Annotated in this window: 10 protein-coding genes; 7 read left to right on the top strand and 3 right to left on the bottom strand. The window is 67.7% G+C overall.

The genetic code is table 11. The annotated features are described in order from the left end of the window. The first annotated feature begins 101 nt into the window (after positions 1–101). The 6 genes from ACT3UN_RS14045 (at position 102) to ACT3UN_RS14020 (ending at position 8,097) form a co-directional block, all read left to right on the top strand. Positions 102–1,520, top strand: coding sequence for a hypothetical protein (locus ACT3UN_RS14045; protein WP_444657335.1), 1,419 nt, complete (start codon positions 102–104; stop codon positions 1,518–1,520). Between the two features lies 1 nt (position 1,521). Beyond that, positions 1,522–1,743, top strand: a complete 222-nt coding sequence (locus ACT3UN_RS14040; protein WP_444657334.1) for a hypothetical protein — start codon at positions 1,522–1,524, stop codon at positions 1,741–1,743. An 82-nt stretch (positions 1,744–1,825) separates the two neighbouring features. Next, a complete protein-coding gene (locus ACT3UN_RS14035; protein WP_444657333.1) occupies positions 1,826–3,781 on the top strand; it encodes an AAA family ATPase in 1,956 nt (651 codons plus the stop codon). Between the two features lie 57 nt (positions 3,782–3,838). Continuing rightward, the gene (locus ACT3UN_RS14030) at positions 3,839–4,888 is read left to right on the top strand and encodes a hypothetical protein (protein WP_444657332.1); all 1,050 of its coding nucleotides are present in this window, start codon (positions 3,839–3,841) and stop codon (positions 4,886–4,888) included. 154 nt (positions 4,889–5,042) lie between these two features. Then, positions 5,043–6,056: a hypothetical protein gene (locus tag ACT3UN_RS14025; RefSeq protein ID WP_444657331.1), complete on the top strand. Its 1,014-nt coding sequence runs from the start codon at positions 5,043–5,045 to the stop codon at positions 6,054–6,056. A 127-nt stretch (positions 6,057–6,183) separates the two neighbouring features. After that, positions 6,184–8,097 carry a hypothetical protein gene (locus tag ACT3UN_RS14020; RefSeq protein ID WP_444657330.1) on the top strand — a complete coding sequence of 638 codons (1,914 nt, stop codon included), beginning with the start codon at positions 6,184–6,186 and terminating at the stop codon, positions 8,095–8,097. Positions 8,098–8,382: 285 nt separating this feature from the next. Here the strand turns inward: ACT3UN_RS14020 and ACT3UN_RS14015 are convergent, their stop codons facing one another. After that, positions 8,383–9,354 (bottom strand): hypothetical protein, encoded by a 972-nt coding sequence (locus ACT3UN_RS14015; protein ID WP_444657329.1) that lies wholly within the window; start codon positions 9,352–9,354, stop codon positions 8,383–8,385. A 546-nt stretch (positions 9,355–9,900) separates the two neighbouring features. On the opposite strand from ACT3UN_RS14015, the gene ACT3UN_RS14010 reads away from it, so the two are divergent. Continuing rightward, positions 9,901–11,028, top strand: a complete 1,128-nt coding sequence (locus tag ACT3UN_RS14010) for an RNase H family protein (RefSeq protein WP_444657328.1) — start codon at positions 9,901–9,903, stop codon at positions 11,026–11,028. Between the two features lie 566 nt (positions 11,029–11,594). On the opposite strand, the gene ACT3UN_RS14005 is transcribed toward ACT3UN_RS14010, so the two are convergent. Beyond that, positions 11,595–11,960 carry an Lsr2 family DNA-binding protein gene (locus tag ACT3UN_RS14005; RefSeq protein WP_444657327.1) on the bottom strand — a complete coding sequence of 122 codons (366 nt, stop codon included), beginning with the start codon at positions 11,958–11,960 and terminating at the stop codon, positions 11,595–11,597. Between the two features lie 586 nt (positions 11,961–12,546). Beyond that, the gene (locus ACT3UN_RS14000; protein ID WP_444657326.1) at positions 12,547–12,837 is read right to left on the bottom strand and encodes a hypothetical protein; all 291 of its coding nucleotides are present in this window, start codon (positions 12,835–12,837) and stop codon (positions 12,547–12,549) included. Between the last annotated feature and the right edge of the window lie 584 nt (positions 12,838–13,421).

The raw sequence follows: 13,421 nt of genomic DNA, 5'->3' as shown, positions 1-13,421 counted from the left end.
GCATAGTAGGTGGGTACCAGTAACCAGGGTGATCCCTAGTTGGTCACCCACGACGAACGTGTACACCAATTTCGACACCAGAACCTCCGGAGAGGACCGCCATGGCTTTCCACGCGACGCAGCTGCCGGCCGAAGAGCTGTCGATGTCCCGTCTCGCCGAGATCGGCGAAGACGAACTCGACGCGCTCATCGCCGAGAAGCTGCTCAACAGCGACGCGATGGACGACATAGCCAACGCCGGTGGCGCCGACCTGTCAGTCCTCGCACGCGCCGGCGAAGGACCCCCCGCGGCCAAACAGCCCGTGCGGCCGCCGCGGGTGGACCACGACACCTACGTTCCCGCCGCGCTGCAGATCGACGATGAAGACCTCCCGCCGGTACCGCAGACCAACCAGGTGGTCTCCCAGTCGATCGGGGCGGACGGTGACATCGCGGCGATCGTCGAGATGTCGGCGAAGTACCGCCGCGGTGACGGAGACGGCGACCTCGACGACCCGGACGAGATGGACAACCCGGACGGGCCCGAAAACGACAGCTACCACACCGGCCCTGACGACCCGGACGAGGCGGACGCCGGTGGGGACGGCTCCGACGGCCCTGATGCTGCGGAGGCCGCGCCGACGTTCGCGCCCCGCGGTCCCAAGCTGCCCGACGTCGACACCTCCGACGCGCCCGTCGCCGTGGACGAGAACCCGCCAACGATCGTGAACGACTACGCCAACGAGGGCACCACCACCGGAGACTCGAAGTTCGCGCGCATCACCGCCCCGGTCACCGCCACCGGGGCGGCCGCTCTGGTGTGGGCGAAGAAGCAGCCGCGCGGTCGCAAGATCACCGCAGCGGTGATCATCGTTCTGCTGGTACTGGTGATGGTCGTGGTCCTGGGCGGCGGTGACGATGAGCAGCCCGTCGGAACGGGCGGAAGCGTGGTCGACAACGGCAGCACCGGGGCGGGTTCCGACCCAGGAAGCGACACCACCGGACCAACCGGGTCCGCCGCACCGCTGACCGACCTGATCGACTCGATGTCCGGACGCTGCGCCGATCCCTCCACCGACGCATCGTTGGCGGCGGTCGGAGCCGAGGACGAGGCGTGGGTGTGCGGACGCCCCGGCAACTACGACGGTGCACTGACCAATATCACCTTCCGCCGCTCGGTGACGGTCAGCTCGATCTCGTTCACCCCGGGGTTCAACTACGTCCACGAGCCGGCCGGCGATGACGAGTGGCTGCGCCACCGGGTGGTCACCCGAGTCCTGGTGCGCATCGGCGGCCAGCAGATCACCGCCGACGTCATCCCCAGCCGCGAGACCTTCACCCTGGAGTTCGACTCCCCGATCCGGACCAACGACGGCGACGGAGAAAACCCGCCGGCCATGTCCATCGCGATCCAGGACTCCGTGCCCCCGGAGGAGGCCATGGGCAACAGTGAGTCCACCGACCTGTTCGGAGGATCCGGCAGCGACGTCCAGAACGCCACGGCGATGCAGGACCTCGTGATCTCCGGGACGGTGAATTGACATGGCCCGGACCAAGGCACCCGCCAAACGCACCCGACTGACCGCCGCCCCGGTGTTCACCGGAATCACCCCGGCAAAGCTGAAGTCCTGGACGCTGATCATCCCGCTGGTGCTGGCTGCGGTCACCACAGCCGGGGCATGCAGCCCAGATGCCCGCGACAGCGTCCTGGAGCGTGTGTTGGGACAGTCGCAGAGCATACAGTCAGACCAACCACGCACGTGACGTCACAACGCCGCAACGCTACCTGGCACACAGGTACATGACACCAACTACCCACCCGACCCGACACCGTAAGGAGACCACCATGAAGGTCCGCCACCGAGGATCCGAAACCACACCCACCCCGCGACCCGGAGGAGCGCACCGCGTCGAGAACAAGGTCACCCGTGCGGTGATCGACGAGACCCTGTCCGTCATCGACGCCCTTGGCCGCGGTGACGCCGAGCGTGCCACGCGTGCCGCCCGCTACCTCGCCGCACCCACCGGACACGACCGCGACGACCAGTGCGACGCACACATCCTGGCCATCGCAGCCGGCCAGTGCGCGCACCTGTCCGCCGTGCGCTCGGCCGGCGCCGGCGATAGCGTGCCGCTGCCCCCGCCCATCGACCACGACACCCTGGCGGCGGCCTACCGGACCCGGGCGACCTACGGCAGCCTGATCACCCTGGCGATCAACACCGCCCGGCAGGCACGCGGCGAGGAGCCGCAGGCGATGGACACCCAGCCGGTGTTCGCCCGGTGGACGACGTTCGGAATCTCCTGGGCGATCCTCACCTCCGACGATGTCGCCGGCGCCTGGGCCCTGGAGCTCGCCGTGTCCGGCGACCTGGCCGAAGCCAACGACGTACTCACCGATGTCGGCATGCTGCGCCGGCCCCTGCTGCAGGCAGCCCGCCTGGCGCTGTACCTGGAATCCCAGCGGTGGGGCGATCTCATCGACGCCGTGCAGCGCACCGTTGGTGACGAGAACCTGGCCGACCCGCAGCTCTACGCCATCGCGCAGGCGTGCCTGGGCATGGCGCTGGCGAGCCTGGACAACCACGAGGCTGCGGGCGCAGCGTTCCGTGTCGCCGAGGAGTCCCCGCTGCCGGCGATCTCCGCCTGGGCCCACCTGCGCCACGGCCTGTACCTGCGTACCCGTGGCGACCTCGACAGCGCCGCCAGCCACCTGGCCGCCTCGGTGGTCACGCACTACACCGCCCAGGCTGAGGCGGCCCAGAACGACAACACCCGCAAGCTGCGAACCACCACGCGCATGCTCGTTCACACCCGTACTGACCCGTGGGACGTCAACACCGAGGACGACCCGGAGATCACCCGCGCCCGGCAGGCCGAGGAGAAGCGCGGCTCCTACCGCGAGGAGGCCGAGTCGATGCTGTCCCGTCAGATCGGCATGGTGGCGGTCAAGGAGAATCTGCACGCCGTCGCCGACCTGATGGTGGTCAACCAGGAGATGGAGCGCCGCGGGCTGACGACCAACCCGGCCAACTACAACCAGCGCTTCGAGGGCCCTCCGGGTACCGGTAAGTCCACCATCGTGCGCGCCTTCACCCGCTACCTGGCCTCCGTCGGCATCGTCGACGACCCCGAGCCGATGATCACCGGGCCCGAGGACTTCATCGACAAGCACATCGGCGGCACTGGCGAGAAGACCAAGGCCGTGGTCGCCCAGGCCAAGAACAAGGTGCTGTTCATCGACGAGACCTACGCCTTCCTCTCCGACCCGACGGGCAGCACCGGCTCCGACTCGGCCGGCATCCAGGCGATCAACACGCTGGTCGGCCTCATGGAGCCGCTGATCGGAACCACCGTCTTCGTCTTCGCCGGCTACCCGGAGGATATGCAGCGGCTCATGCGCACCAACCCCGGCCTGGAGCGCCGCCTGCCCAACACCAACCGCTTCAGCTCGTTCGAACTGGAGCAGTTCTCCGCCGTAACCCAGACCGAGGCGGAGAAGACCGGGCTGGTGCTGGCGGACGACGTAATCGAGTTCCTCGCCGACGACAACGGTCCCGCCCGCCGACTCCACGAGCGCAACGTCACCGGAGCCAAGACGATCATGGACGACCTGGGTAACGGAGGCTTCGCCCGGAACCTGGTGCAGCGGGCGAACCTGCGACGCGCCAAGCGTCTGCGTGGAGCGGATATGTCGGCCCTGTCGCAGGACGAGATTCAGGCGCTCACCTTCGACGACGTGGTCCCGGCGTTCAATGAGTACGTCGACGCCTCGATGCACGGCACTCCCGTCTCCGACTAACCGCCAACCCCGCCCCAAGAGACGCCCCACAGCCACCTCCAAAGGAAGCGAGCCACCGTGAACTCCACCCGACCCGGCGACACCAATCTCCCCTCGCCACGCCTGCTCAGCGCCAAGCCCACCACGCGCCCCGAGATGACCGAGGAACAGCGCCGGATGTACGCCGGCGAGGACCCGGACGAGGTCGCCGCCTACTTCGACGACGTCGACACCGTGTGGGCCGACCGGTCCCCCGCAGGTTCGACCGGGGCGCTGGATGAGACCGCGGTCATTCCGGTCGTCGGGGACGGACCAGATGCACCGCCACCCGGCCCGCCCGGATACCCCCTCGCATCACCTGATCCGGAGTACCCCGAGAACTCGGGGCTCCCCGGCTGGCTGAAGATCCTGCTAGCCATCTTCGTCAGCCTGGCGATCCTCGGCGGTGCCGCATTCGCCGGTATCTTCCTGCTGGGTGGCGGCTCCGACACCGGCCGCGAGCGCACCGTGACCACCGAGTCGAGCGAATCCGACGACACCGCGGCCGGAGGCGGTTACGCCACCCGGGAGGGCATGCCTGAACCGGAGGACTCCACCCCGACTGACCCGATGTTCTCCTGGTGGGGCGACCGGCTGTCGGCCAACGCGGTGCGCTACAGCCCGGCGATCGGCATCACCGGGCACGCCTACTTCTGGCACGCCGACGAGGAGATCGTGTCGGCGGCCGAGGTCATCAACTCCATCGAGAGGGTGCGCATCGCCGAGGAGTCCGGCGACCCGGACCCCGACATGGGCACCTTGGGCGGAACCGTGGTGTTCGCCTTCGGCAACACCGAGGACATCGGCACCGGCACCCTGGAGGCGCTGCGCACCGCTGTCGGACCAGATCGCACCCTGGTGCTGGTCGGCGTGGGCGCGCTGAACAACCGCGTGCAGCCGTGGCGCGCCGAGCTCAACGCCCGCTACGGGCAGTTCGCCGAGGACAACGTCAACACCCGCTACGTCGACTGGCAGTCCGAGGTCGACTCCAACCCCGGGTACGTCAACGACTCCGGCAACCTCACCCAGTCCGGAACCTCCGCGTGGGCCAACCTGGTCAACCGCGAGATCAAGGACGTCTACAGCTAACCGGCGCCGCAGACAAGCCTGGCGAGCCTGCCCCATCACCCACGCCAACGGCCCCGGACAACCGGGCGGGTGTCCGGGGCCCGGCTCTGCGCGGCGCCGGCCGCGATAGGCTCAGCGGCACAACCCCACCCGCCAAGAGACCGAGAGCCTCACCATGCTGCCCACCGCCTACGACCCCACCAGCTACCTCAACGCCGCACAGGCCGAGGTCGGCGTCGCCCTGGCCGAGGTGGGCGCCGTCGGTGGGGATTCAGGCCACCCGGACCGAGGCCTGATGCTTGTCCCCGCTCGCCTGCACAACCGCGGTGACGACCGGGTGATCACCGCCACGCACGGTCCGGGGGCCTACGCTGCCGCCCGACGCGGGATTGCCGCGGGGCAATCGAGAACCGGAGCGTCGGTGGCGATCTCGCCGGCCGGTGCGGCCACCCTGCTGTTCCCGGGGATGGCGGAGCTCATCCTGCACCACCCGTGGTCCGACCTGACCATGGAGGCGTGGCTGCACCACGGCCCCACGGCGGCCGCCGAGCTGGTGGACGCCGACCTCAGCGCGCAGGCCACGACCCGCCGACAGGCGGAAGCACTGCCGCACGGGTGGGCCCCGCTGGGTGAAGCCGACCTCGCCGGTCTGGCCGGGGTCATGGTGCGCGTCACCCGCACCCCGGCGCAGGGGGACACGGAAACTCGCGAGCACCTCGATGTCGAGGTCATCCCCGACCGGGCGATCGGCACGTGCGGTGCTGTCGCCGTGTCCGCACTGCGGATCACCCACGGTCTCACCGACACCGGGTGGTCAATCGACTACCAGGTGGCCGCCCTCGCCGACGACGGCGAGGTCCTAACGCGCCTGCAGGCCCGCAACCCGCTGCTGGGCACCGGTCACCACTTCCACCCGCTGTGGCAGGGCCCGGAAGCCCTCGGGTTGGCTACGTCGTCGGCCGAGACGCTGCGGGCGGTAGCGCGGATCTACCGAGCCGCCCTGAACGCCGTCGCCGATCCCGGTCATCACCGCCCCACCGGCGCCCGCAGTGCGCCCGGGGCGGGTGCCGGAAACAGCGGTTGGTCACTATCCGACATTTCCGGTTTACTCGCCTCTGCCGGGAGCGGGGTTGACACACAGACCCTCACAATCAGTAAATCAGGAGTAGTGGACATAACCTCCGGGTAGACCGGGCCACTAATCTGCTCTGACATGCCCGTTCGCCTTGATGCACGTTTCAGGGACCACCTACTGTGAAGCCACAGTGATACGTACACCACACGTAGATGATCCCCAACGAAACGGAGTACCACCCATGTGCCGCGCATGTTCCGACCTTTTGCCCAAGGGGCGCCGATGCGAGAACTCCAAGTCCAACTCGTCGACCTCCCGAGTCCGACGGGAGAACAACAACGCCCTACGCCGCGAGCTCGCATCCGCGGTGTCGCGCGAGTACGGCAGCGCCATGGGCAAGCAGGTCCTGAAGGCCAGCCCCGCCGACATGCCCGTCATCGCCGACGCCCTGGGCCGCTGCCCCGACTCCTTCGACAACGAGATGCCCGGCACCGGAGCCAACCTCATCCACATCGACCGCAGCTCCGGCGAAGCGATCGCCAAGGCCATGTCGAAGGCCAAGGCTGACCAGGACGCCAAGCAGGCCAAGGTCGACGCCGAGGAACGTGCCGCCGCTGAGGCGGCCGAGGCTGCGGCGGAAGCCGAGTGCCGCGAGGAGGCCCGCCGCATCGCCGAGGAGAACACCGACCTCAACGAGCTGGCGGAATCCCTTCAGATGAGCCCCGAGGATCTTGCCGCGGCTCGACTGGTCAACGAGCACGACCGCAAGACCGAGGACGAGTCGTTCGCCGAGCAGATCGGCGAGATCGAGGCGGCGCGCGACCGTTCCGAGCAGCTGGCCGAGTCTGCCTACGAACGGGGACGCGATCGGGTGGCCGCACGCCACGAGGCAACCCTGGTCCAGCTCGACGAGCGCGAGGGTGAGTTGCGCAGTGCCCACGCCGCTCGTGTCGACGAGCTGGACGCCGACGCTTCCCGTCTGGCCGGCGACGCCACGACCGAGACCGGTGCGGCGGAGCAGGGCGACACCTCCGAGGTGGGCGACGAGATCGACAGAATGGTCGCCGAGGCCCGCGCGGAGACCGACCGGATCATCACTGATACCTCCCAGCCCGCCCTTGACGAGGTGAAGGCCGCCCTTGACGCGCGCGAGGAAGCGGATCCCCGCGACCTGTCGATCGGCGATCGCCGCCGTCTGGAGGAGGCAGCCCGCGTTGCCGTGGAGTCCGCCGCTGCCCTCGACGAGGCGGCGACCGATGCACACGCCAAGGGCGACCCGGAGCGCGGCGAGGCCCTGCGCGAGGCGGCTGTCACGGCGCGGCGCGAAAGCGCCCGCGCCATCGACGCTGCCGACTACCGCTACAACCGGGCCGATGTCGCCGCCGGTGACACGTACCTGGACATGCCCGAGGGCGAGACCCCCACCAGCTTCGACTACGAACAGCAGTGGGAACGGGTGCACGCTGCTGCGAACGAGGATCTGCGCACCGCCGGGGACAAGGACCTGTCCCAGCGGGCCGACACCCCGGAGGGGTACGCCGCGGCCGGTGAGCGTGCAGCACAGGAGATGGAGGACCGCCGCGACTCTATCCGGAGCGTCATCAGCATGGGCGTCCTGGTCGGCGAGGACGACGCCGCCAAGGCTCTGGGGTGGGATTCCGACAGTCTGTCGGCCGAGGCTGAGCGCGTCCGCGACGCAGCGACGAGGTTGACCCGCAAGGGTGTCTCTCACGATTCCCGCGAGTACATGGAGGGCATCAGCGCGATCCCCCATGCCTACCTGGATCAGGCCGCGGCCAACGGCGCGACCGCTGGCGGCCGGGTCTACGACTTCGGTGACCAGTTCACCGAGGTTCCCAGCGACCCGCGCAACGACTCGACGATGGCGTCTGAGCGCGGCAAGATGATCGACGACTGCTTCGAGGACCTCGACCACAACCTGGCGGCGTTCGCGGACGACCCGAACTTCGCGTCGTTCGCCACCTCCGCCCGGGCGAAGTACATCCAGCTGGCCCGTCAGGTCGCCGACGACCCCAAGGCTGACGTCGAGGAGTTGGATCGCTTCGTCGCCTCGATCGGCGACATCGAGTCCATCGACGAGGACAAGTTTTTCCACCGCGAGATCGCCGGCCAGGAGTCCCTGTTCGACGCCTGACCCCCGCCCCGCAGGTTCCTCCCCGCGCGCTCCCCCAGGGGCAACAGGAAACCCCCGCCGCATCACGCGGCGGGGGTTTCTTCGGGTCAGCCAAACAGCGCCTCCCACCCGACGTTAATGAAGCTGACGATGAGCACGACCGTCAACACAAAGATCAACCAGCCACGCACGCTGTTGCCCGGGGTCACGGCACGCCGACGGGTGTATCGCCGCCCGCGGCGGTCCACTCCCCGGCTACGCCACGGGTTGGCCTGTCGAACGGTCGCCAGGCGGGATCGGCGCCGCTTAGGCGTCACGTCCCTGCTCCTCGTCCTTCTTGCGCTGAGCTTCGACCTTCGCCTTCTCCTCCTGTTCGCGGCGGCGCTTGTTCAGCGTGTCGAAGGCGCGGGCGGACGACGACCGTGACATCTCCCAGTGCCTGGCCACCGGGCTCACCGCACGCACGCTCTCGGCGACGTACACATCGAACCCGTGCCGGCGGGCCATGCGGGCGATGTAGTTGCGGTTGCCGGGGCGCAGCAGATCCGACATGGAGTTCAGCGAGACATGCTCCTCCTTCTGAATCTCCCGCGCGTAGGTCACCAGTGCCAGCTCGGTGCGCCGGATCATCTCGCGGCGCTTCTGCTTATCGCGGCCATCCGCCTGTGACTCACGCACGTAGGCCTCGGCGACCTTCGTGTCGAGATCGACCAACTTCTCCTGGATGTACTTCGGCAGGTGGCTCTTGTAGAACCGCGGCGGTGCGCCGTCCTCGAAGATGTAGCCCGGGACCATGCGCAGCGGGTAGAACTTCACCCGCTGCGGGCGCGGGAGACGTTCCTCGCGGTCGGGCGGCGGGACGACCTCACCCGACGGGTTGTCCTTGACCACGGTCTGACGGGACAAACCGATCGAGCGGGCGATCTCCTCCTGGTACCAGCCGACGTAGCGCAGCCAACCGATGTAGCGGTCCAGCGCCGCCGGGTCGCCGGTGATCTGGCGCTCGTGCGAGCTGGGGTGGCCGGTGGGCAGTAGCGGCTTGATGTCGGCGACCGTCTCCGGCGGGAGCTTCGGCGCCAGGAACTGTCGGAGCTCCTTGGGGTCGCACTCCAGGATCCGGGACATGTCGCCTTTTCGGTAGCTGAACGCCGCGTGGGAGAACACCGCCAGGGACCCTTTTCGATCCGTCTCGCGGTTCTCCCACGCCTTGATCAGCTCTTCCTCGCTGATCTTCCGGATACTTCGGGGAGCGATGTGGGCAAAGGCTTCCTGGGGCATCTGCTTTTCCTCTGTCTCTAAAATCCCGGAGCGTCGTGGTGTGATCGCCTCGGGTTCGGTTAATTGATCACAGGTCAAGTACTCATTTATGAGTAAACGGTATCAGTGGGGCACGCGCGCGAGCACGCCCCAAGCGGCCGTTCCGCCAAGAAAGTCGCTTGAAAATACCTGGTAGGCCGCCACTGTGATCAGTCGGCGGCGGTCCTAAAACGTTCGGGGACGAAAACCAATGACGGCGGCAACGCCCCCTACGGATGACAATCGTCGTTGCGTTACATGGAAGCCATCTCCTTGTGCGTCTGGCCACCGGCGCTACTGATAGCTGAAATACCCTGATTCTGTCTGAGCACCCGGTGCTGGTTCCCTCTACAGTTCCACGATTCTTCCGGACCAGCAACCCACGTAATGCCAGACCACACGGGGTGGACGCGCCAGGGTGGTATGCCAGGAGGTATCCTGGGAGCTACCAGACCCGCTGCAGCAACCTGCTGTGGTGAACACCCCTGAAAGGACCCACGACCAATGCCTGCCCCAACTCCGGCATCCATGCCCACACAACGCCGTCTCCGTGCCCGCCGCAGCCACCTGGGCACCCCGGATACCGATCCTCGAACCTGGCCCACGATCCTCGGCACCCGGCTACGGGTCTACCTCGCCAGCCTTCACCGGGTGCTCACCAGCTCTCGGGCGGTGGTGCTGGCCGCTTCCGGCGACTCCATGCTTCCCCGCGCAGCAGCCATCATGGTCACTATCAATCCGGTCCCTGCTCCCATTACGTTCGCCATGCGGTGCACCTCCGGGGTCTCGCCCTCGCAGCTGCGCAGCAAGGCCATCGCCACCGCGGTGCCTGGATCCGCGGCCTCCGTGGCCGCCGACGCCCTGGGCCAGATGATCGACCGCACCGACACCGACGGGCTCATCCTGCTGGATCTGCGACCGCCGGACCCTGCAGCCCGACCCGAGCCGTTCGTGGCCCCCGACGTCGCCGGCACCGTGCGCGAGCGGCGGGGCGCGGACGTGCGAACTTTCCGTGTCCCCGACCTCACCGCGCACCACGACTGGCTTGACCTGCAGACCCTCACCCGCACCGGGGAACTCACCTCCACCGGCAAGGGCACAGACCTCCCCGGCGCCGACGCCGTGATCACCCAGGCCGGGTGGGTCGCCGAACTGTTCGGCGCGCAGGTGGACTACCGGCTGCCCGTCAACGTCCGGCGCAGCGAACACCTGCAGGTGTTTACTGACGGCTCCGTACGTGACGACGTGGCCGCCGCCGCGGGCGTCGTCGCCCACGGTGCGCGGCAGGTTGCGGTGGCCACCGTGCGTCGCGACGCCCCGCCGGCGTCACTCGACGCCGAGGTGCTCGGCATCGCCACGGCCGTGGCTGTGTTCTCCACCCGGACCCACTCCCTGAAGATCTCCACGGACTCCAAGGCTGCCATCGGCCTGGCCCAGGAGACTCACCCGCGCGAGAACGCCGCCGTCGAGCATCTGCGCGTCTGCCTACGCAGCGTGCTCACCGACGCCCGGGCGCGTGGCGTCGAGGTGGTGCTGGGGTGGAGCGAGGGCCACGCCGGAGTGCACGGCAACGAGATGGCCGACCGGCTAGCCGGTATGGCGCGCCGCTGGCGCGCACGCGGACGCAGCTCCAACGATCTGGTCGCCCAGCTCTAGTCACCGCGGAACGGACTGGCGTGCCAGTCCGGGCGCTGAAAGAACACACCCATGGCGTCGACCATCATGTCGGCGGCGTGGGTGAGCTGCTCCATAGAGCTGATCCTGGCGGACTTGGCTCGGCGGGACAGGTCCCGGTCTCCGGAGAGGTCGAAGATCTTTTCGGCGAAGTGTCGGCAGTAGCGCTTGGATTCCTGGCGCTTTCACAGCCGGAACCGGATGATTGGGCCATCGTCGCAGCGGTACCCTCCGCGCGGGTCATCGCATGCCTGGCACATCGGTGGGGTCTCCTTGGGTATCGGTGGTGCTGTGGCGGCAGTGGGTGTGGGGATGGGCCCGATATCTTGGCGCTGTAGCGTTACAGCGAAAGCGCTGCAGCGCCGCGCGGACACAACGTTGTAGTCCTTCCGTTGCGCGGCTGTAGCGCTATGTTGCTGTAGCGGTATACCGCCGCGACACTTGTTGTCGGTCTCCGGCAGCAAACGAAGCCCCCGGCCAGGAACTCTCGGCCGGGGGCTTCGCGATGTGCGGGTTGGGAGGGAGGGAGGGAGGGAGGGTCACTCCCCCTACGCGGCGTGTGCCTTGTTGTAGGCGTCGAAGACCTCGCTGCTGATCCGCCCGCGCTCGTGGACCTCGTAGCCGTTGTCACGGGCCCAGTTGCGCACCCGCTTGGTGCGGTTGGACTGGCGAATCGGGGTAGCCCTGCTTGACTTGCGGGTTCCACGCTGCGGGACGGAGCCGGCCTCCGGGTCGGCCAGTCGAAGGGCGTTCTCGTCGCCGGTGGCGACATTCGACAGGTTCTCCGCGGTGGTGTCGAACTGACGAACGCGGCCGTTTCCGTGATCGACGTGGATGGTGATGTGGTTGTCATTCTCCGAGATCACCTCGTCGGTGAGGTCGTCGATGATCTGAGTGACGGTTTTCTGGGCCATGATTGGTTACTCCTTGTAGGCTGTGGCGGACTTACGGTGTACTGCACAGACACGGCTTCCCGGCGATCGTGGGCGACGACGCCGCATCGGGCCTGTGTCACGAAACAGAATAACACGGTTCTCGCAGCTTTTTCCACTACCCGGAAACTGCGGAAAAATACCACAGGAACCACCCGGCGTTGCATTTCACCAAGAAGATCGGAAACCCAGTGCAGCACATCTTATGCATGACTCTTCGGGCGCATTGCAAACTGCTGTTTCCCCAATTCACCGGACATATCTCGACGGGGTCCCCGTAGGCAGACGGGGCGGGCAGCCCGCAGCCCGGAAACGCGGCTGCCTGCGGTGGGCAGGGACCCGCGTCGACTTTGCAGGGTAACCGGTTTTCTCCAGGCCGACCTCGGCGGCATCGCACAACGCGGCCACGAGGCTCAGGACGGCGACGACAGGCCTAGTCGGGGTGCGAGTAGGCATAGGCCGGCAAAACCCGCCACAGTCACGATGAGGGCCAACAGCGCCGCCACGACGAGCGCTGCGCGACGAACCAGCTGACGCCAGGCATCCTTGGTGAGGAGGCGGTGGGTCGTCACGATGCCTCAGGACGGTCGGGGTCGACCGTCGGTCCGACGGGCACAGGGAGGCTGCCCCAACCCTGCCGTGCCAGCCGCCGGCTATCGCGCTGCTCAATCACGTACCCGGCACCGGACGCCGCAGTGACCGCGGCTGCCAAGCCCAGAGGCAGACCCAGCGGCCACTCGATGGTGACGACAGCGACGATGCCCGCGGCCAGTACCCCGGCGAGCACGAGAACGATCCACGGCAGTGCCGACGGCGCGGCGAGCCACCTACGGAACCGGGTGGCTGAGATGGGCGTCATGGAGATCCTCCGCAGCGAGGGGGCGGTGAGCGGGAGGGATTCCCCCGCGATGGTGAGCGAGACTAACACCCGTGTCGATCGGTAGTCGGTGGACAGCCATTCACTGTCGCCCACTCACTCGGTTCGCCGGCCGACACCGCAGACAGCCCCCCACGATCGCCGGAATCGGTGCCCACAGCTTCGCTGATGGACTTTCTTCACTTCTCGGGCGCACAGCGCTGAACGCCGAGGCTCAGAGGCCGACAGGGGCGGGGAGAACATAGAGGGTGGCGGCTATCTACGAAGGGTGGCGGCACCCGCCACCCTATATCCACGCAGGTCAAAGTTGGTTTTCCGGCAAGGGTGGCGGGGTGGCGGGGTGGCGCCCCCCCCCTGCCCGCCACCCTCCACCGCCGAGGCTGGCCTAAGTATCTCGCATATGATGAAGTCCAAAATTTACTTTTCCTCTAATAACAACGTACTATATCCCCACGTGAGAGCATGTTTTCTACGCCGAGGGACACTCGAAGCCGAGGGGTGGCGGGGGGATGACCCCCCCCACCCCCCCCCCCCACCACCCGTGTTGTTGGGGGCGGTCAGTATTG

Source organism: Corynebacterium sp. AOP12-C2-36, from assembly GCF_052379185.1.
GTDB lineage: Bacteria > Actinomycetota > Actinomycetes > Mycobacteriales > Mycobacteriaceae > Corynebacterium.
Note: the sequence above shows the minus strand (reverse complement) of the source record. Positions and strands in the feature narration are given on the sequence as shown.